This window comes from Arthrobacter sp. SDR-2R, from assembly GCF_057747955.1.
Genome location: NZ_CM173231.1, coordinates 800,422 through 818,350 on the forward strand (window position 1 = coordinate 800,422; position 17,929 = coordinate 818,350).

A 17,929-nucleotide genomic window follows, 5' to 3' on the forward strand; every position below is an offset into this window, starting at 1 on the left:
CCCCAGCCCTGTTACGCCATCCGGGAGACCATTCCGGCGGCTTTCATTCGCAACATTAGCCCCACGAGGCCACAGCAACAACGGGAAAGTGCGGCTGTGGATAACCGATACGGTAATTTGGGACGGTGCTGATCTCTGACCGCGACATTCGTGCCGAAATTGATTCCCAGCGGATCGTGCTGGAACCGTTCGATCCTGCGATGGTCCAGCCGTCGTCCGTGGATGTCCGGATCGACAAGTTCTTCCGCCTGTTCGACAACCACAAGTACGCGCACATCGATCCCGCGCAGGAGCAGCCTGAGCTGACGCGGTTGGTGGAAGTGGAGCAGGACGAGGCCTTTATCCTGCACCCGGGGGAGTTCGTCCTGGGTTCCACCTATGAAACCGTGACGCTGCCCGACGACATCGCGGCCCGCCTGGAAGGCAAATCATCCCTGGGCCGCCTGGGCCTGCTCACGCACTCCACCGCAGGTTTCATCGACCCCGGATTTTCCGGCCACGTCACCCTGGAGCTGTCCAACATGGCCACGCTGCCCATCAAGCTGTGGCCGGGGATGAAGATCGGGCAGCTGTGCTTCTTCCGGCTCAGCTCGGCCGCGGAATACCCCTACGGCCAGGGCGAATACGGCAACCGGTACCAGGGCCAGCGCGGCCCGACCGCAAGCCGCAGCCACCTCAACTTCCACCGCACCAGCATTTAGCCGCACCAGCGTTCACCTGCGGCAGTGTCCGGCAGAACCGGCACGGCCGCCGGCGCGCCTCCAGCGCCTAGAGCTGCGGGGCGACGGCCGGCCTCCGGATAAACGGCCTGGCCAGCGGTTCCACGTAACGTGCGGCCAGCGGGCCCAGCACCGCCATCAGCAGCACGTAGGCCGTAGCCAGCGCCGCCAGCTCGCGCGGGACCACTCCCGATGCAACGGCCAGGCCGGCGATCACGATGGAGAATTCGCCGCGGGCCACGAGCGCGGCGCCGGCGCGGAAGCGGCCGGGCCTGGCGATGCCGGCGCGTTTGGCGGCCCAAATCCCGGTGGCCATCTTGGTGGCGGTGGTGGCCGCCGCAAGGACCAGGGCCCAGCCAAGGACCGGGGGAATGGATGACGGGTCCGTGTTGAGTCCGAACGCCACAAAGAAGATGGCGGCAAACAGGTCGCGCAGGGGTTCAAGGATCCGGGTGGCGTTGTGGGCCGTGGAACCCGAGATCGCGATGCCCAGCATGAAGGCCCCCACGGCTGCGGAAACCTGCATTGCCGATGCCGCCCCCGCCACCAGCAGGGCGGCCCCCAGGACGTTGAGCAGGAAGACCTCGGAATTCTCGCTGTGCACTGCCTTGGAAACATGGTGCCCGTGCCGCAGCGCCACCATGAGGACCATGGTGACCACCGCCAGGGCGATGCCCACCGCGGTGAGCCCGCCCAGGAAACTTACTCCCGCGAGCGTTGCCGTGAGGATGGGCAGGTAGACGGCCATGGCCAGGTCCTCGAACACCAGGATGGACAGCACCACTGGTGTCTCGCGGTTTCCCAGCCGGCCGAGGTCGGTGATGACCTTGGCGGCGATGCCGGACGAGGATATGTACGTGACGCCGCCCATGACCATGGCACCCACGCCGCCCCAGCCCAGGAGCAGGGCCAGCCCCGCGCCGGGCAGGAAGTTAAGGACCAGGTCCAGGACGCCGGCCTGCCACGAGCGCCGCAGGCCGGTGAAGAGCTCAGACGCCGTATATTCCAGTCCGAGCATAAGCAACAGCAGGATGACGCCGATCTCGCCGGAGAGATGTGCGAACTCGTGCATGCCTTCCAGCTTGACGATGCCGCCCGCACCAAAAGCCAATCCGCCCAGCAGGTAGAGCGGGATGGGCGACATTCCGATCCGTCCGGCCAGCCTGGCCAACAGCCCCAGGCAGAACACAACGGCCCCCAGTTCAATGAGGGTCAGGGCCAACGGGTCCATAGGGCTTAGCCGTGGCGCAGGATATCGGCCGCTGAGTCGAGGCCTTCCTGGGTACCCACAGCCACCAGCAGGTCGCCGGGGTGCAGCACGACGTCGGGACCCGGCGACGGCAGCACTTCGCCCTCGCGCATGATGGCCACGATCGACACGCCGCAGCGGGTGCGGATGCAGGCCTTGCCCATGGGCTGGTTCTGGAACGGGGAGTCCGCGGCGATGGAGAACTGCCGGGTGACAATCCCGGGAACGTCCTTGTGCTCTTCCGCGAGCTTCATTGCCAGGTGCGTGCCGCCGAGGAGGTTGCCCAGGGTGGCGGCTTCGTCGCTGGTGAGCGGAATGGAAGCCTGGCAGGTGTCGGGGTCGTCCCAGGTGGAAACGATGAGTTCCGTCTGGCCTTCCCGCCGCTCCACGACACCGATGCGGCGTCCGGAGGCGGTCATGAAATCCTTCCGGCGGCCCAAGCCGGGAAGGTTGGTTTCGTCCACGTTCATAGGTCAAGCCTAGTCTGCCTGGCAACACTTGGCCGGGGCCTGGAACGTTGCCCGGAAGGTGTTTTCAGGCGGCGGGGACCACGGCGATGGGTGCCTTGGCCGGCGACTTCACCGGCAGCAGCACCAGGAGCCCTGCCAGGAGGACCACCATGATGCCCAGGATCCCCCACCGCTGTGCCTGCCCGGCCGGCACCAGGGGGGTGGCCACGGTGATGCAGAGGGTGAACAGCGCCGGCGCCAGGAAGCTGACGGCCCGGCCTGTGGTGGCGTAAAGGCCGAACAGCTCCCCGGATTCGCCGTGCGGCGCGAGCCGGGCCAGGTATGCGCGGGAGGAGGACTGGGCAGGCCCGACGAACAGGCAGAGGAAGAGCCCGAATACCCAGAACGTGGTGGTCCCGGCCCACTGCATCCCGAAGAAGACATAGTCCCCGTTGCCCAGGGCCAGGATCGCCGACCCGGCGACCAGGAGGCCCGCCAGGGACCCGGTGATGACAGCTTTGGGGCCCACCTTGTCGTCCAGGAATCCGCCAATGACCGCCCCGACGGCAGCCACCACGTTTCCGAAAATGGCGAAGAAAATCACCTGGGAAAGGGCAAAGCCGAAGGTACCGGCGGCGATGATGCCGCCAAACGTGAAGACGGCGGCCAGTCCGTCACGGAACACGGCACTGGCCAGCAGGAAGTAGATGGTGTGCGGGCTGGTGGCATAGATCGCCTTGATGCGCCGGAACAGCAGCCCGTAGCTGGCAAAAAAGCCCAGGCGGCCCGCCTGGGCGGACCGGGGCAGTTCGGGGACGGCAAACAGGACGGGGAGGGCGAAGACGAAGAACCACAGGGCGGAGAAGACGGCAACCAGCCTGATGTTGAGGCTGTCCCGGGTGGACGCGCCGAACCAGTCAAAGGCCGGCTGGACGAACAGCTGCAGGACGATCAGGAGTGCCACGATGCCGCCAAGATAGCCGGCTGCCCAACCCAGGCCGCTGACCTTTCCGATGTTTTGCGGCGTGGAGACCTGGGCCAGCATGGCGTTGTAGTTCACGCCGGCAAATTCAAAGAACACGTTGCCCAGGGCGATCAGCGATACCCCGAGGAGCAGGAATTCCGGGCGGGGGAATACGAAGAAGCACAGGGCCGTCAGGATGGCGACGGCGGCCGAGTTGACTCCCAGCCACAGCTTCCGCCGGCCCCCCGCGTCCGAACGCTGGCCCGTGACCGGCGCCAGCAGGGCGATGGCGAGCCCGGCAACGGCAAGTGCGGCGCCCAGGACCGCCGAGGCACTGTCCTCGCCGCCGAAAGCGTTGGACGTCAGGTAGACGGTGAAGACAAAGGTGGTCATCACTGCGTTGAAGGCCGCCGAGCCCCAGTCCCAGGAAGCCCAGGCCAGTACGCGGCCCTTGCTGGAGTTCCGGGTTCCGGCTTCGAGTTCCGAGGCAGGCTGCATTGCTCCCGGAGCGCTGGCGCTGTTCATACGATGCATCGTATCCGCCGGTGGCGAACACCCTTGGGACCACGGGCCTTTGACGGCGGGGTTCCGCCGGCGGCGGGGCCGCTGACGGGGGAAGACACCCGACGGGCCTTGATAAACTGAGCCCTCCCGGACCTTACTTTTTGCCGCCTGCTCCAACTTTTGACAATCGAATTCCTGACGTTGCGGAGAATACAGTGATCACAGTCCTTGCCGTGCACTTTTCGGTGGCTGTCCTCGCGCCCTTCCTCTTCAGGCTCTGGGGCCGCAACGCCTTTTACGCGCTGGCTGCCGTTCCGGCTGCTTCCTTCGGCTGGCTGGTGTTCCAGCACGGTCCCGTCTACTCAGGGTCAGGGGCCGTCACCGAGGCCTTGGACTGGATCCCCAGCCTCCACCTGGAATTCGCCTTCCGCATGGACGCACTGGCTTGGGTGATGTCACTGCTGGTGCTTGGCGTCGGCGCCCTGGTGCTGGTTTATTGCGCCCGGTACTTCAAACGGAAAGACCAGGACCTCGGCCCGTTCGGCGCCCAGCTGCTGGCCTTCGCCGGTGCCATGTTCGGGCTGGTCACCGCCGATGACCTGCTGCTGCTGTTCATCTTCTGGGAACTGACCACCATCCTGTCCTACCTGCTGATCGGCTTCGCCCGGACCAGGCTTGCCGCCCGCCGGTCCGCCCTCCAGGCACTGATGGTCACCACTGCCGGCGGCCTGGCCATGCTGGTGGGCCTGATCATGCTGGGCTACACCGCGGGCACGTACCGTATCTCCAGCATCCTGGAGCAGGCTTCCACACTGGCGTCCGGACCGTCCGGCGCCGTGGTGGGTGCCGCCGTCGTGCTCATCCTGGTGGGTGCCATCACCAAGTCCGCGCTGGTCCCGTTCCACTTCTGGCTCCCCGGCGCCATGGCCGCGCCCACCCCCGTCAGCGCCTACCTGCATGCCGCCGCCATGGTGAAGGCCGGCATCTACCTGGTGGCGCGCCTCGCTCCGGGATTCTCCGCGACGGCGTACTGGCAGCCCGTGGTCCTGGGCCTGGGCCTGGCCACCATGCTGGTGGGCGGCTACCGGGCACTGCGGCAGACCGACATCAAGCTGATCCTCGCGTACGGCACCGTCAGCCAGCTGGGCTTCCTCACCATGACGGTGGGCCTGGGAACGCCCGACGCCGCGCTGGCGGGCCTTGCCATGCTGCTGGCCCACGGCCTCTTCAAGGCCACGCTCTTCCTGGTGGTGGGCATCATCGATCACCAGTCCGGAACCCGCGACGTGCGCAAGCTGTCAGGGGTCTTCCGTTCCTCCCGTGCGCTGGGCATCGTGGCCGGCATCGGTGCCGCGTCCATGGCGGGCGTTCCGCTGCTGGCCGGCTTCGTCGCCAAGGAATCCGTGCTGGAGGCGTTCGTGCACCACGCCGCGGACCCGCACTCCGGACCGTGGGGCACGGTGGTCCTGGCTGGGCTGGTGGTGGGGTCAATCCTCACGTTCGCCTACAGCGCCCGCTTCATGTGGGGTGCCTTCGCGGTCAAACCCGGCGTGGACCCCATCCCCTTCAAAGCCATCCGGCCCTCCTTCCTCGCCGCCCCCGCCGTCCTCAGCGTCCTGACCATCGTGTACGGGCTCTGGCCCGTGCCGGTGGAGGCCTGGATCCAGCCGTACGCGGCGCTGTTCGCTTCCACAGCGCCCGACGCCGGCACTCCGGCCGCGCAGGCGGGCCACCTTGCGCTGTGGCACGGACTGACCCCGGCGCTTGGGCTGACGGCCGTCACCTTCGTGCTTGGCGCGGCCATGTATCTTGGCCGCAACGCGGTGGCCCGCGTCCAGTCCCTGGTCCCGGCCTGGGTGGACGGCGACCGTGCCTACCAGCTGACCATCGGCGCCCTGGACGACGTGGCCGTCTGGATCACCGGCCGGACCCAGCGCGGCTCACTGTACTTCTACCTTGCCGTGATCCTCAGCGTGGCGTTCGTCCTGCCGCTCACGGCCATCCTCCTGGGCGGCAACCCCCTGCCGCAGAACGTCTACCTGGTGGATCCCAACTCCCCGCTGCAGCTTGTGGCCGGGGTGGGCATCGTGATCGGCGCCCTGGCCGCCGTCAAGGCGAACAAACGCTTCCTCGCTGTGCTGATGGTCTCCGTGACCGGGTACGGCATCGCCCTGGTGTTCGCCCTGCAGGGCGCTCCGGACCTGGCGCTGACCCAGATGCTGGTGGAGACCATCATCCTGGTGGCGTTCGTCCTTGCCATGCGCAGCCTCCCGCCGGAACTGCGGGACCGCACCGGCGGCAAATACCGGGTGGTGCGCGTCATCATCGGTTTGGGTTTCGGCGCCACCATGGTGTTCGCGGCCATTTTCGCCATGGGCGCCCGGACCGCCCTGCCCGTATCACTGCAGTTCCCGCAGCTTGCCTACGAGGGCGGCGGCGGCCTGAACGTGGTCAACGTGACCCTGGTGGACATCCGCGCCTGGGACACCTTCGGCGAGATCAGCGTCCTTGCGCTTGCCGCCACCGGCGTCGCCAGCCTGATCTTCGTACGCGGGCGCGGCGACCGGCTGCAGCGGTCCGCATCCGTTGCCGAGGGCACGGTGGGACGGTCCCACGGCGTGGATCCCGGCTCCCGCGACGGCGCGGCACTGGCCATCAGCCGCAGGTTCGCAGCCGCAGCCCGGGATCCCTGGATCGTCGCGGGCCGCACCCTGGCCCCCGAACGGCGCTCCATCATCTTCGAAGTGGTCACCCGGCTGCTCTTCCACTCGATGATCATCTTCTCGCTCTACCTGCTGCTGGCCGGCCACAACCTGCCGGGCGGCGGTTTCGCCGGCGGCCTCACCGCCGGCCTGGCGCTGACCATCCGCTACCTGGCAGGCGGACGCTTCGAACTGCGGGAGGCGGCGCCACTGAGCGCCGGCGCGCTGCTGGGCACCGGCCTGGCCCTGGCCGCCGTGTCCGGCGTGGTGCCCCTGCTGCTGGGCGGCCAGGTGTTCCAGTCCGCCATCATCCAGGTGTGGCTGCCCGTCTTCGGGGACATCAAATTCGTCACCTCCACGATCTTCGATATCGGGGTGTACATCGTGGTGGTGGGGCTGGTGCTTGACGTGCTGCGCAGCCTCGGGGCCGAAATTGACGAGCACATGGAGGAACGATCGGCGGCCGCCCCACACCAGGACGAGCCGGACATCGACCGTCCCGGGCAGCCGGAACTGGAGGCTGAACGGGACCTGGAACCCCCGCTGGAGCCCGACACCGTCCCCGCCGAGACCACCGCAAAGGGCCACGCATGAGCGTCAACCTGACCCTGCTGATCGTCATGGGCGCCCTGTATGCCTGCGGCATCTACCTCATCCTGGAACGCAGCCTCACCCGGGTGCTGCTGGGGCTGATGCTCCTGGCCAACGCCACCAACCTGCTGATCCTGGCCACCGGGGGCTATGCAGGACTGGCGCCGCTGTTCGCCAAGGACACCCCGGCACAGGACTACAGCGACCCGCTCCCGCAGGCCCTGATCCTGACCTCGATCGTCATCTCCTTCGCCGTCACGGCGTTCATGCTCGGCATCATCTACCGCACCTGGCTGCTGGCGCGCCAGGACGACATCCAGGACGACCTGGAAGACCGCCGCGTGGCGGCGACCCCCAGCTTCGACGCGGAGGACGACGCCGAAGTTCCGGCGGAAACCTCCGAGTTCCCGCTCACCATGCTGGGATCGGACGGCCGGGACGTCTCAAACCATGCAGCGTCCAACAACAACGCAGATCTGCAAACGGACCAGCCGGTGGCCACGCTTGTGGCCGGCGGCCGGGAGATGCCCGCCGAACACGCTGCCGCGGAGGAAAAGCCCGGCTCACTCAACGTCGACTCCGGCCCGGAAGGAGGCGGAAAGTGAACATCGCAAGCTTTGCCCCGCTCGCCGTCGTACTTCCCATCCTGGGCGCTGCCCTGACCTTCCTGCTGATCCGGCATACCCGGGCCCAGCGCGCGGTGAGCATCGCCCTGCTCTCGCTGACGCTGGCGCTCGAATGCCTCCTGCTGGCATCGGCGTGGAACGGCGGGACCGCTGCCGTGGCCATCGGCGGCTGGCTGCCGCCGTGGGGCATCGTGATGGTGGTGGACCAGTTCTCGTCCCTGATGCTGGTGGTGTCCTCCGCCGTGAGCCTGGCCGTGCTGGTGTATGCCACCGGGCAGGGCATGGCCGACGGCGACCAGGACGCCCCGGTCTCGATCTTCCACCCCACCTACCTGATCCTGGTGGCGGGGGTGTCCAACGCGTTCCTGTCCGGGGACCTTTTCAACCTATACGTGGGCTTCGAGATCCTGCTCACGGCAAGCTACGTCCTGATGACGCTGGGCGGCACCGGGCCGCGCATCCGCGCCGGCGTCACCTACGTGGTGGTGTCCGTGGTGTCCTCGGTGCTGTTCCTGATCTCCATAGCCATGGTCTACGGCGCCACCGGAACGGTGAACATGGCGGATCTGGCCATCAAGCTCGGGGACCTGGACCAGGGCACCAGGACCCTTCTGCACGTCATGCTGCTGGTGGCCTTCGGCATCAAGGCCGCCGTCTTCCCCCTGTCCTTCTGGCTCCCTGACTCCTACCCCACGGCGCCGGCCCCCGTCACCGCCGTGTTCGCCGGGCTGCTCACCAAGGTGGGTGTGTACGCGATGGTCCGGACCGAGACCCTGCTGTTCCCCGGGGACACCCTCAACACCCCCCTGATGGTGGCGGCGCTGCTGACCATGGTGGTGGGCATCCTTGGTGCCCTGGCCCAAAGCGACATCAAGCGGCTCCTGTCGTTCACCCTGGTCAGCCACATCGGGTACATGGTGTTCGGCCTGGCCATGTCCTCCGTTGCCGGGCTGGCCGCAGCGGTTTTCTACGTGGCCCACCACATCACCATCCAGACCAGCCTCTTCCTGGTCACCGGCCTGATCGAACGGCGGGGCGGGAGTTCCTCCGTGGACCGGCTGGCCGGCCTGGCCAAACTGTCGCCCATGCTGGCGATGCTGTTCTTCGTTCCGGCCATGAACCTCGCTGGCATCCCGCCCTTCTCGGGGTTCCTCGGCAAGGTGGGCCTGATGCAGGCCGGCGTTGAGCTGGGCACGCCACTGGCCTACGCCCTGGTGATCGGCGGGGTGGTGACGAGCCTCCTGACCCTGCTGGCCGTTGCCAGGGTCTGGAACCGCGCGTTCTGGCGCAGGCCCACCGACGCTGAGCATCCGGATCCGGTGCTCCTTGCCAGCCCGGCCCGGGTGTCGGGACCGGGCGCCAAGCTGAACACCGTGACCCTCCTGCCGCGCACCATGGTGGGCCCCACCCTGGGCCTGGTGGCGCTGGGCGTTGCCCTGACCGTCTTTGCCGGGCCGCTGTTCGGGCTCTCGGACCGGGCAGCGCGGGACATGCTGGACCGGACCCCGTACATCCAGTCAGTCCTGGGCCCTGATGTCCCGGTTCCCGCCACGCCTGCCGTGGGAGGTATGCGATGAGCCGCAAACGCATCTCCCTGCGCCAGGAACTGCCTCTCCTGGTCTGGCTGGTGATTGTCTGGGGCGCCCTGTGGCAGGACTTCAGCCCCGGGAACCTCCTCTTCGGTGCCCTGCTGGCAGTGGGCGTGGCCCGGTTGTTCTACCTTCCGCCGGTGGAGCTCAGCGGCCGGTTCAACATCCTTTACGCGGTTCCCTTCGCGCTTGCCTTCGTGGGCAAAGTGGTGGTGGCCAGCGCCCAGGTGCTGTACCTGGCCACGGTCCGCGGCCCCAAGGTGACCAACGCCGTCGTTGCGGTGAGGCTGCGCAGCCACCAGGACCTGATCGTCACCGCCACCGGCCACGTGATCTCCCTGATCCCGGGGTCCCTGGTGGTCGAGGTGGACCGCTCCACATCCACCCTCTACCTGCACGCGCTCAACATCGCCTCCAAGCAGGACGTGGAGGGCCTGCGGAACGAAGTCCGGTCCATCGAGGCCGGCCTGATCCGCATCATGGGCAGCCCGGAGGAACTCGAAGCCGTCCGAATGGAGGCCGCCACGTGATGCATGTTGTCCTGGCTGTTACAGCCGTCATCTTCTCGCTTGCTGCGGCCGGTGCCATCATGCGGATCGCCCGCGGCCCGTCATTGCTGGACCGGGTGCTGGCGGCCGACGTCCTCCTGGCCATCCTGGCCGGAGGCCTGTGCATCGACATGGCCGTGAACCGGCACCTGAACAACCTCATGCTGGTGGTGGCCATTTCCATCATCGGCTTCATCGGGTCCGTCACCGTGGCCCGTTTTGTGGCGGACCGAAGGGTGAAGCCCGATGAATCCTGACTTGTCCGGTCCCGACGGCTGGATCGACGCCGTCTCGGCAGTATTCATGGTGGTGGGGGCGCTCATGTCCCTGGGCGCCGCCATCGGCCTGCTCCGCTTCCCCGACCTGCTGAGCCGCATGCACGCGGCCACCAAACCGCAGGTCCTGGGCCTGTTCCTGCTGCTGGCGGCTATTGGACTGCAGATGCGGACATGGTGGGTATGGCCTGTCCTGGTGGTTGCCTGGATCTTCCAGCTGCTCACCGTACCGGTGTCCGCGCACATGGTGGGCCGCGCGGGGTACCGCACCAAGCACCTGCACCGGGAGCTGCTCACGGCCGACGAGCTGGAGGCCGTGGTGCAAAAAGCCGCCGCCGAGGCTGCCCGGAAAGACAGCCCCGACGGCGGCGGGTAATGCCGGGAGCTAGACGATGTCCTGCGACTTGGCGAAGCGGGTGATGGCGCGCTGGGTGCCGCGGTTGGCCAGGACCTGGATGATGGCGCTGACCGACGCCGAGATCAGCGCGAAGGTCAACGCCGAACGCAGGCTGGTGGGGACATCCTCGTTCTTGCCGGTGGGGGCTTTCTGCCCGGTGGTCTTCTCCCAGATGGTGTTGACCAGCTTGGTGCCGGCCAGGCCTGCGCCGAGGCTCACCCCGGTTCCGAGCAGCTTGATGAAAAGGTTCATTCCTATTACTCCTTGCGGGCGGAAAACGGACTGCCTCCAGCCTAGCCGTACGCCCGTGCCGGTCCGGGCAAGGCCGTGGCGTGCTGCAGGCAGGTTGTTGGACTGAATGGCTTGTTGGACTACTTCGCGGGCGGCTCGGTGCGGAACTTGATCATCTTGTGCGTGCCGTCGCAGTAGGGCTTGATGGCCGAGGCGCCGCAGCGGCACAACGCAACTGTCCTGCGGTCGCGGGGCACCGCGTCCCCGGATGGGGTGACGATCTCGAAATCACCCCTGACGATCAGGGGCCCGTCCGGGCAGACCACGATGGAGCCCGCGGCGGATTCGTGGTCCATGTCCGATCCTGTTCCATGCTGTCCGGGTTTCATGCCTGCACCGCTTTCGTCGTAGTCATGCTGCCGCCGGTACGGCCGCCCGCAGCGATGATGCCCCGGCTTCCCATGAGGACATCAGATGGGCGGACAGCCGGCCGTCGAGGGCCATGGCGGCAGTGGCCCCAAACAGGACGTCCGCGAGGAGTTCCGGCTCGGCTTCGACGAGGCCGCCGGCGAGGTCCCGGCCTGCGATCTGCTCGTGGACGGCGTCGGCCTCCACATGCTCATCGAAGTAGTGGGTGATGTCCGCGCCGAAACCGTGCCGGCGGAATCCGTTGCCGTAGAACCGGTTGGGCTGGGAGGAGGTCATCTCGTAGATCGCCAGGTGGCCGGTGATGGCACCCCGGAGCCGCCGGTTCAGGCCGCACAGCGACATGAGGTTGACGGACGCGAGGGAGACGGCGGGGACGGCATCCACGTACGCGCCGTAGCTGACGTCGAGGCCCAAACCGCGCATGGTCCGGGCGAACAGCGCGCTGTGCATGCGCTCGGGGCGGCCGCCGCCGTATTCATCCGCCTGGATTTCCACCAGGGCCGCCTTGGGCCGTCCGCTGAGCCGCGGAATGGCCCATGTATGCGGGTCGGCTTCCTTCAGCTGGTACATCGACTTGTGGATCAGGAACTCCCGGAGCTGGTCCAGGCCCGCCCTCCTGGCGACGTAGCGGGAGACGCTGGGCCCGGTGTCCGTGGCTGCGAGGCCGAACAGGACGTCGGCGACCTGGTCGCTGGTCAGGGCACCGGCAGGCAGTTCGAAGTCTGCGGCGGCCTGGTGCGCGGCAGCACGGAGGGCTGCCTCAAACGGTGCCTCGACCAGCTGCCGGACCCGGATTAACGCCGGCTCCCACTCCCAGTTGTCGGAGACGCCGGCCAGGCCGGAATAGTGGAGCTCGTAGAGGCAGAAGAGGGCCAGCTGGATGTCCTCGTCGCCGATGATGTCATTAGTGCCGGCCACCTGCCGTGCCGCGAGGTGGTACAGCCCGTCCAGCCCCGTCCCGGCTTCGGCCGGAGCCTGCGCAAGGAGTGCGAACAGGGCGTTGCTGAGGGGGCCTCTGGATTCCGGGATTCTCATGGTGCTCCTTGGTCTGCCGCGCTGGTGACGGGAACGAACGCGGGACCGCCCATGGTGACTCCCATGCCCTGTCCTCCTCGAAACCCGGGAACCAATATAGTAAGCATGATTACTAATAAAAGCTAAGCAGGCTTCCTGTTGGCGGCAGGTCAACCGGCGCCTAATCCCGCAGCGACGACCCCAGGATGTCGCGCAGCGCCTCAACCACCAGGTCATGGTCCTGCAGCTGCGGCAACCCGGAGACGGTCACCGTGGCCACGGCGCCCACGCCGGTGACGTAGATCGGAAAGGCGCCGCCATGGGCTGCATACCGGGATTGGTCGAACCAGGCGTTGTCCTCGATCCGGCCGCCGCCCAGCCGGCCCCGCAGCCCCACCAAAAGTGACGGCACCTCGTACCGGGCGGCAGTGCGCTGCTTGGCGCGGATCCAGTGCCCGTTGTCCGGCGTGGCGCCCGGGAGCGCGACGTGGAACAGGACCTGCTCGCCCTTGGTGATGTCGATGGCGATGGGAAGGGACCGCTCCTTGCCCAGCTCCACCAGGAGCAGGCCCAGGTTCAACGCGTCATCCAGCGAAAAGCCGGGGAACTGGAGCTCCCGGACCTCCGCCTCGACGCGGGCAATCGACGCTTCCAGCGACCCCTCCAGCTGGGCGTCGGCGGAATCGGGATCGAATCCGGTCACATCCGGTGGAATGGCGCTCATGGCCCTCAATCTACCCCCGCCAGGTGTAAACTTGACCACGCCCGGAAGGGCAGTTCAAAAAGCCTTACCCATCCAAAAGCACCACTAATAACGACAGGGGAGCGCCGCCGTCGGACATCCTGGCACAAGCCGGGCACCGCAGGTGGGCGCTGAGAGTGCGGACAGCCGCAGACCCTCGAACCTGATCCGGTTAGTACCGGCGCAAGGGAGTCGAGTTCTCAAAGTGCCGCGGCTGCACGGCAACAGCCGTCAGCCGGGTCCACTTTCCCCTCCTGTTTCCCAGGAGGATCACATGAGTACTGCAGCAATCAAGAAGACCGCCAGTAAGTCCTGGCGCGTCGTGGACATCGTGGTCGCCGCGCTGGTGGCCATCGCGGGCGGCGTCATTTTCTGGGCGTGGGACCAGGGAGCAGCCGCGCTTTCTGCCCCCATGAATGCCGCCTACCCGCCCCTGACCGGGCTGCTGGCGGGCGGCTGGATGATTCCCGGCGTGCTGGGAATGCTCATCATCCGCAAGCCCGGGGCCGCCCTGTTCTGTGAAACCGTGGCCGCCACCGGGGAACTCCTCATGGGTTCCCAGTACGGTGCCTCGGTCCTCTTCTCCGGCTTCATCCAGGGCCTCGGCGCGGAAATCATCTTCGCCATCTTCGTCTACCGCAAGTTCAACCTTCCCGTCTCCCTGCTGGCAGGCGCCGCGGCTGGATTCTTCTGCGGACTGAATGACTCGTTCGCACCGTGGGGCTGGAACATCGCCTACTCCGGTGCGGACAAGCTGGCGTACATCGTGCTGACCACCCTCTCCGGCGCCATTCTCGCCGGCGCCCTGTCCTGGCTGGCCACCCGCGGCCTGGCGCGTACGGGCGTGCTGAGCTCCTTCGCTTCGCGCAAGGCCGCCACGGAGCCTGTCTTCTCCTGATGGCACCAGCCCAGCGTGACGGCGGCACCGTCCGCCCTGCCGCCGTCACAGCCCGGGGCTGGGGGTGGCGGCATGCCGGCAGGGCCAAGCCTGCCGTCCATGCGCTTGACCTGGACATCAGCCCGGGGGAGCGGGTGCTCCTGCTCGGCCCCTCGGGTGCCGGGAAGTCCACGCTCCTGCATGCGCTCGCAGGGGTGCTGGGGGACATTAACGACGACGGCGGCGAGGCGGGGGACGCCGACGAGTCGGGTTCGCTGCTGGTTGACGGCGCCGTGCCCCGCGCCCAGCGCGGGCGCGCCGGACTTATGCAGCAGGACCCCGAGACGCAGGTGGTCCTGTCGCGGGTGGGGGACGACGTCGCCTTCGGTGCCGAAAACCTTGCCGTCCCACGGGAAGCAATCTGGGCGCGCGTGCACGAGGCGCTTGCCGACGTCGGACTGTCCCACCTGCCGCTGGACCACCCGACGTCGGCCCTGTCCGGCGGGCAAAAGCAGCGCCTGGCGCTGGCCGGCATCCTGGCCATGCGCCCGGGTCTGATCCTCCTGGATGAGCCAACCGCCAACCTGGACCCGGACGGCGTGTTGGAGGTCCGCGATGCCGTGGCGCGGTGCCTGGACAAGACCGGGGCCACGCTCGTGGTGGTGGAGCACCGGGTGTCCGTGTGGAAGGACCTGGTGGACCGGATCGTGGTCCTGCAGCCGGGCTCCGCCGCGGATCCTGCCGTACTCCTGGACGGGCCGCCGGACCGGGTGCTCACGGAGGCGCGGGCCATGCTGGCCGCCGCCGGTGTGTGGGTCCCCGGCTACGTCCCGGCAACCCGTGCCCGGGCGGTGGTCCCGGCCCCCGGCACGGGAAACCTCCTGCTCGCGGCCGAACAGTTGGGAGTCGCCCGCGAACGTCCCCGACGCAAGGGCTTAAGGAAGATTCCGCCGTCACCGGTCCAGGAAGGCCTGGCCGCGCAGGTGCGCGCCGGGCAGGCGCTCGCCGTGACGGGTCCCAACGGCGCCGGTAAGTCCACTTTCGCCCTGACCCTGGCAGGGCTGCTGGAACCGGTGTCCGGAAAGGTCTCCGCCACCATGGACCTGAGCCGCGGTGCCGGCATTGACCCGTACCGGTGGAAGGCGGATCAGCTGATTTCCCGAGTGGGGACGGTGTTCCAGGAGCCGGAGCACCAGTTCGTGACCGGCAAGGTGCTTGACGAACTGCTGTTCGGCCCCCGGCACCTGGGCCACGGCGGGGATCGGGTGGACGAACTGCTGGAGCGGCTGCGGCTCACCGCGCTGGTGGACGCCAACCCCTACACGCTCTCCGGTGGCGAGAAGCGGCGGCTGTCCGTGGCCACCGTCCTTGCCGCCAGCCCGCAGGTCCTGGTCCTGGATGAACCCACGTTCGGGCAGGACGCCAACACATGGGCCGAGCTGGCGTCCTTCCTGTCCGAGCTCCTGGATGCCGGCACTGCCGTGGTGTCCGTGACCCATGACGCCGAATTCACCCAGGCCTTGGGCGGGGCCGAACTGTTGATGGCCGCGGCGGAAGCGGTGGCGCCATGAGGCAGCAACTCACCCTGGGCGGCAACCATGCCCTCCTGGTCCGCGCCAATCCACTAAGCAAGTTCGCTGCCGTCCTGCTGATCACCGCCGTCCTGGCGCTGTCCATCGACTGGGTTTCGGCGTCCGTGGCCCTGGTCTTTGAGCTTCTGCTCTTTCCCCTGGCCGGGCTCACCCTGTCCCTGCTGTGGCAGCGCGGCTGGCCGCTGATCCTTGCCGCTGCCGTGGGTGGCTGGAGCACCTCCATCCTGGCCCCGGACAGCGGCCGGATCCTGCTCGACGCCGGGATCTGGTCCATGAGCGAAGGTTCCCTGCAGCTGGGCATCGGCTTCCTCCTGCGCGGCTTTGCGATCGCCCTTCCGGCCGTGCTCCTGATGAGCTGCACCGATCCCACGGACCTTGCCGACGCGCTGGCGCAGAAGGCGCGCCTGCCGCACCGCTTTGTCCTGGGAACGCTCGCCGCGATGCGCCTGGTGGGGCTCATGGCTGAAGAATGGCAGACCATCGGGATGGCCCGGCGTGCGCGCGGCGTGGGTTCGCGCGGCAGCGTGGCCCAGCGGGTGAAGGCCACGCTGGGCCAGAGTTTCGGGCTGCTGGTACAGGCCATCCGCCGCGCGTCCCGGCTTGCTGTGACCATGGAAGCCCGCGGTTTCGGCGGCGGCAACCGGACCTGGGCCCGGGAATCCACGTTCAGCGCGCTGGACCTTGGGGTGGTGGCCGGCGGTGTCCTGGTGGCCGGCCTCGCGCTATTTGCTGCCCTGGCCGCCGGGACCTGGAACATGGTGTGGCTGGGCAGTTGATGTTGGCGGTCCGGCCCAGGTGATTCCTATCGCATGCAGTGGGTAGAGGCTTTCCCGATGCCCCATACCAGTGGCCGATCAGGGCCCGCGTAACTCATCTATGATATATTTGCGGATATGACGCAGGAGACCGCTGAGCACGTTGCCGCCATGTTGAGGGATGCCCGGAGCGAGAAGGGCTGGACCCAGGGCCAGTTGGCCGCCGAGCTCGGCACCAGCCAGAGCGCCGTTGCCCGGATGGAGCAGGGCAAGCAGAACCTGAGCCTGAAGATGATCCAGAGGCTGGAGAAGATCTTCGACCGCAGCATCGTCAACGTCGGCAAGCCGCAGATGACGCACCTGCGGGTGGAGGGCGGCCGTACCCTCTCCGGTGCCGTGGATGTCAACAGCAGCAAGAACGCCGGCGTCGCCCTGCTGTGCGCCAGCCTGATCAACCGTGGCACCACCGTGCTCCGCCGGCTGGCACGGATCGAGGAAGTCAACCGCATCGTCGAAGTGCTGACCAGCATCGGCGTCGAGTGCACCTGGCTTAACGACACTGACCTGCGTCTTCGCCGCCCCGCCGTCCTGGACCTGGAAGCCATGGACGTTGACGCGGCGCGCAGGACCCGCAGCGTCATCATGCTGCTGGGTCCCCTTCTGGATGAGTCGCGGGAGTACCGGCTGCCCTACGCCGGCGGCTGCGACCTCGGCACCCGCACCGTGGAACCGCACATGCAGGCGTTGCGCCAGTTTGGCCTTGCCGTGGAAGCCACGGCCGGTTTCTACACGGTCCAGGCTCCGCCGGCGGACGCGCAGGACCGCTCCTTCGTCCTCACCGAACGCGGGGACACCGTCACCGAGAACGCCATCATGGCCGCGGCGCACCGGCCGGGAACCACCGTGATCCGCAACGCCAGCCCCAATTACATGGTGCAGGACCTGTGCTTCTACCTGCAGATGCTGGGCGTCACCATCGAGGGCGTGGGCACCACCACCCTGAAGATCACGGGCCGGGCCGACATTGACGCGGAGATCGAGTACTTCCCCTCCGAGGATCCCATCGAGGCGATGAGCCTCATCACGGCCGGCATCGTCACCAATTCCGAGGTCACGGTGCGGCGGGTGCCCATCGAGTTCATGGAAATCGAGTTGGCCACCTTGGGCCAGATGGGGCAGAAGCTGGAAATTTCCGGCGAGTACATGGCCCGCAACGGCCGCACCCGGCTGGTGGACGTCACCACCAAGCCCTCCGAGCTGCATGCCCCGGAGGACAAGATCCATCCGATGCCGTTCCCCGGGCTGAACATCGACAACCTGCCGTTCTTTGCCGTCATTGCCGCGAACGCCGATGGCCAGACCATGATCCACGACTGGGTCTACGAGAACCGGGCCATTTACCTGACAGAGCTGAACAGGCTTGGGGCGCAGGTGCAGCTGCTGGATCCGCACCGGATCTACGTCAACGGGCCCACCAAGTGGCGCGCCGCCGAGGTGGGCTGCCCGCCGGCGCTTCGTCCGGCCGCCTGCCTGCTGCTGGCCATGCTCGCCGCCCGGGGCGTGTCCGAACTGCGGAACATCTACGTGATCGAGCGTGGCTACGAGGACTTGGCGGAACGCCTGAACACCATTGGCGCCAAGGTGGAGTACTTCCAGGACTAGCATTCACGGTTCGT

At 67.5% G+C, this 17,929-nt stretch carries 18 protein-coding genes and 1 riboswitch; of the genes, 11 read left to right on the top strand and 7 right to left on the bottom strand.

What is annotated here, in order from left to right; all coding sequences use genetic code 11:
* Positions 1 to 125 precede the first annotated feature (125 nt).
* Positions 126 to 701: a dCTP deaminase gene (gene dcd / locus AC3ANU_RS03680; RefSeq protein WP_018769967.1), complete on the top strand. Its 576-nt coding sequence runs from the start codon at positions 126 to 128 to the stop codon at positions 699 to 701.
* Between the two features lie 67 nt (positions 702 to 768).
* Here dcd and AC3ANU_RS03685 read toward each other — a convergent pair whose 3' ends face one another.
* From AC3ANU_RS03685 to AC3ANU_RS03695, 3 genes are all read right to left on the bottom strand, one after another.
* The gene (locus AC3ANU_RS03685; RefSeq protein ID WP_026265881.1) at positions 769 to 1,950 is read right to left on the bottom strand and encodes a cation:proton antiporter; all 1,182 of its coding nucleotides are present in this window, start codon (positions 1,948 to 1,950) and stop codon (positions 769 to 771) included.
* Between the two features lie 5 nt (positions 1,951 to 1,955).
* Entirely contained in the window at positions 1,956 to 2,438 is a 483-nt protein-coding gene (locus tag AC3ANU_RS03690; protein WP_018769969.1) for a cation:proton antiporter regulatory subunit, read from the bottom strand.
* A gap of 64 nt (positions 2,439 to 2,502) precedes the next feature.
* Positions 2,503 to 4,062: an MFS transporter gene (locus AC3ANU_RS03695; RefSeq protein WP_488315477.1), complete on the bottom strand. Its 1,560-nt coding sequence runs from the start codon at positions 4,060 to 4,062 to the stop codon at positions 2,503 to 2,505.
* Between the two features lie 38 nt (positions 4,063 to 4,100).
* Here AC3ANU_RS03695 and AC3ANU_RS03700 point away from each other — a divergent pair, with 38 nt between their 5' ends.
* From AC3ANU_RS03700 to mnhG, 6 genes are read left to right on the top strand one after another with little or no spacing between them, the layout of a single operon-like run.
* A complete protein-coding gene (locus tag AC3ANU_RS03700; RefSeq protein ID WP_488315478.1) occupies positions 4,101 to 7,181 on the top strand; it encodes a Na+/H+ antiporter subunit A in 3,081 nt (1,026 codons plus the stop codon).
* A complete protein-coding gene (locus AC3ANU_RS03705; protein WP_018769972.1) occupies positions 7,178 to 7,783 on the top strand; it encodes a Na(+)/H(+) antiporter subunit C in 606 nt (201 codons plus the stop codon). Before AC3ANU_RS03700 ends, AC3ANU_RS03705 begins: the two co-directional genes overlap by 4 nt.
* Positions 7,780 to 9,381, top strand: a complete 1,602-nt coding sequence (locus AC3ANU_RS03710; protein WP_018769973.1) for a Na+/H+ antiporter subunit D — start codon at positions 7,780 to 7,782, stop codon at positions 9,379 to 9,381. Before AC3ANU_RS03705 ends, AC3ANU_RS03710 begins: the two co-directional genes overlap by 4 nt.
* Entirely contained in the window at positions 9,378 to 9,923 is a 546-nt protein-coding gene (locus AC3ANU_RS03715; protein ID WP_018769974.1) for a Na+/H+ antiporter subunit E, read from the top strand. Before AC3ANU_RS03710 ends, AC3ANU_RS03715 begins: the two co-directional genes overlap by 4 nt.
* Complete coding sequence (locus AC3ANU_RS03720; RefSeq protein WP_488315479.1) at positions 9,920 to 10,198, top strand: MrpF/PhaF family protein; 279 nt, start codon at positions 9,920 to 9,922, stop codon at positions 10,196 to 10,198. Before AC3ANU_RS03715 ends, AC3ANU_RS03720 begins: the two co-directional genes overlap by 4 nt.
* Positions 10,188 to 10,592, top strand: coding sequence for a monovalent cation/H(+) antiporter subunit G (gene mnhG, locus AC3ANU_RS03725; protein WP_018769976.1), 405 nt, complete (start codon positions 10,188 to 10,190; stop codon positions 10,590 to 10,592). Before AC3ANU_RS03720 ends, mnhG begins: the two co-directional genes overlap by 11 nt.
* 9 nt (positions 10,593 to 10,601) lie before the next feature.
* Here mnhG and AC3ANU_RS03730 read toward each other — a convergent pair whose 3' ends face one another.
* From AC3ANU_RS03730 to AC3ANU_RS03745, 4 genes are all read right to left on the bottom strand, one after another.
* Entirely contained in the window at positions 10,602 to 10,865 is a 264-nt protein-coding gene (locus tag AC3ANU_RS03730) for a DUF4235 domain-containing protein (protein ID WP_018769977.1), read from the bottom strand.
* 119 nt (positions 10,866 to 10,984) lie between these two features.
* Complete coding sequence (locus tag AC3ANU_RS03735; RefSeq protein WP_056391927.1) at positions 10,985 to 11,200, bottom strand: CDGSH iron-sulfur domain-containing protein; 216 nt, start codon at positions 11,198 to 11,200, stop codon at positions 10,985 to 10,987.
* A gap of 55 nt (positions 11,201 to 11,255) precedes the next feature.
* The gene (locus AC3ANU_RS03740; protein WP_056391925.1) at positions 11,256 to 12,308 is read right to left on the bottom strand and encodes an iron-containing redox enzyme family protein; all 1,053 of its coding nucleotides are present in this window, start codon (positions 12,306 to 12,308) and stop codon (positions 11,256 to 11,258) included.
* Positions 12,309 to 12,468: 160 nt separating this feature from the next.
* The gene (locus AC3ANU_RS03745; protein WP_488315480.1) at positions 12,469 to 13,011 is read right to left on the bottom strand and encodes a heme-degrading domain-containing protein; all 543 of its coding nucleotides are present in this window, start codon (positions 13,009 to 13,011) and stop codon (positions 12,469 to 12,471) included.
* Between the two features lie 85 nt (positions 13,012 to 13,096).
* Positions 13,097 to 13,237, top strand: a riboswitch (TPP riboswitch).
* A 66-nt stretch (positions 13,238 to 13,303) separates the two neighbouring features.
* Here AC3ANU_RS03745 and AC3ANU_RS03750 point away from each other — a divergent pair.
* The 4 genes from AC3ANU_RS03750 to AC3ANU_RS03765 all read left to right on the top strand — a co-directional run bounded on the left by AC3ANU_RS03750 (position 13,304) and on the right by AC3ANU_RS03765 (position 17,915).
* Positions 13,304 to 13,927, top strand: coding sequence for an ECF transporter S component (locus AC3ANU_RS03750; RefSeq protein WP_478222756.1), 624 nt, complete (start codon positions 13,304 to 13,306; stop codon positions 13,925 to 13,927).
* On the top strand, positions 13,927 to 15,477 hold the full coding sequence (locus AC3ANU_RS03755) for an ABC transporter ATP-binding protein (protein ID WP_488315481.1): 1,551 nt from the start codon (positions 13,927 to 13,929) through the stop codon (positions 15,475 to 15,477). The genes AC3ANU_RS03750 and AC3ANU_RS03755 overlap by 1 nt, the downstream gene beginning before the upstream one ends.
* Positions 15,474 to 16,274, top strand: a complete 801-nt coding sequence (locus AC3ANU_RS03760; protein ID WP_018769983.1) for an energy-coupling factor transporter transmembrane component T family protein — start codon at positions 15,474 to 15,476, stop codon at positions 16,272 to 16,274. Before AC3ANU_RS03755 ends, AC3ANU_RS03760 begins: the two co-directional genes overlap by 4 nt.
* Positions 16,275 to 16,391: 117 nt before the next feature.
* The gene (locus AC3ANU_RS03765) at positions 16,392 to 17,915 is read left to right on the top strand and encodes a UDP-N-acetylglucosamine 1-carboxyvinyltransferase (protein WP_018769984.1); all 1,524 of its coding nucleotides are present in this window, start codon (positions 16,392 to 16,394) and stop codon (positions 17,913 to 17,915) included.
* The last annotated feature ends 14 nt before the right edge of the window (positions 17,916 to 17,929 follow it).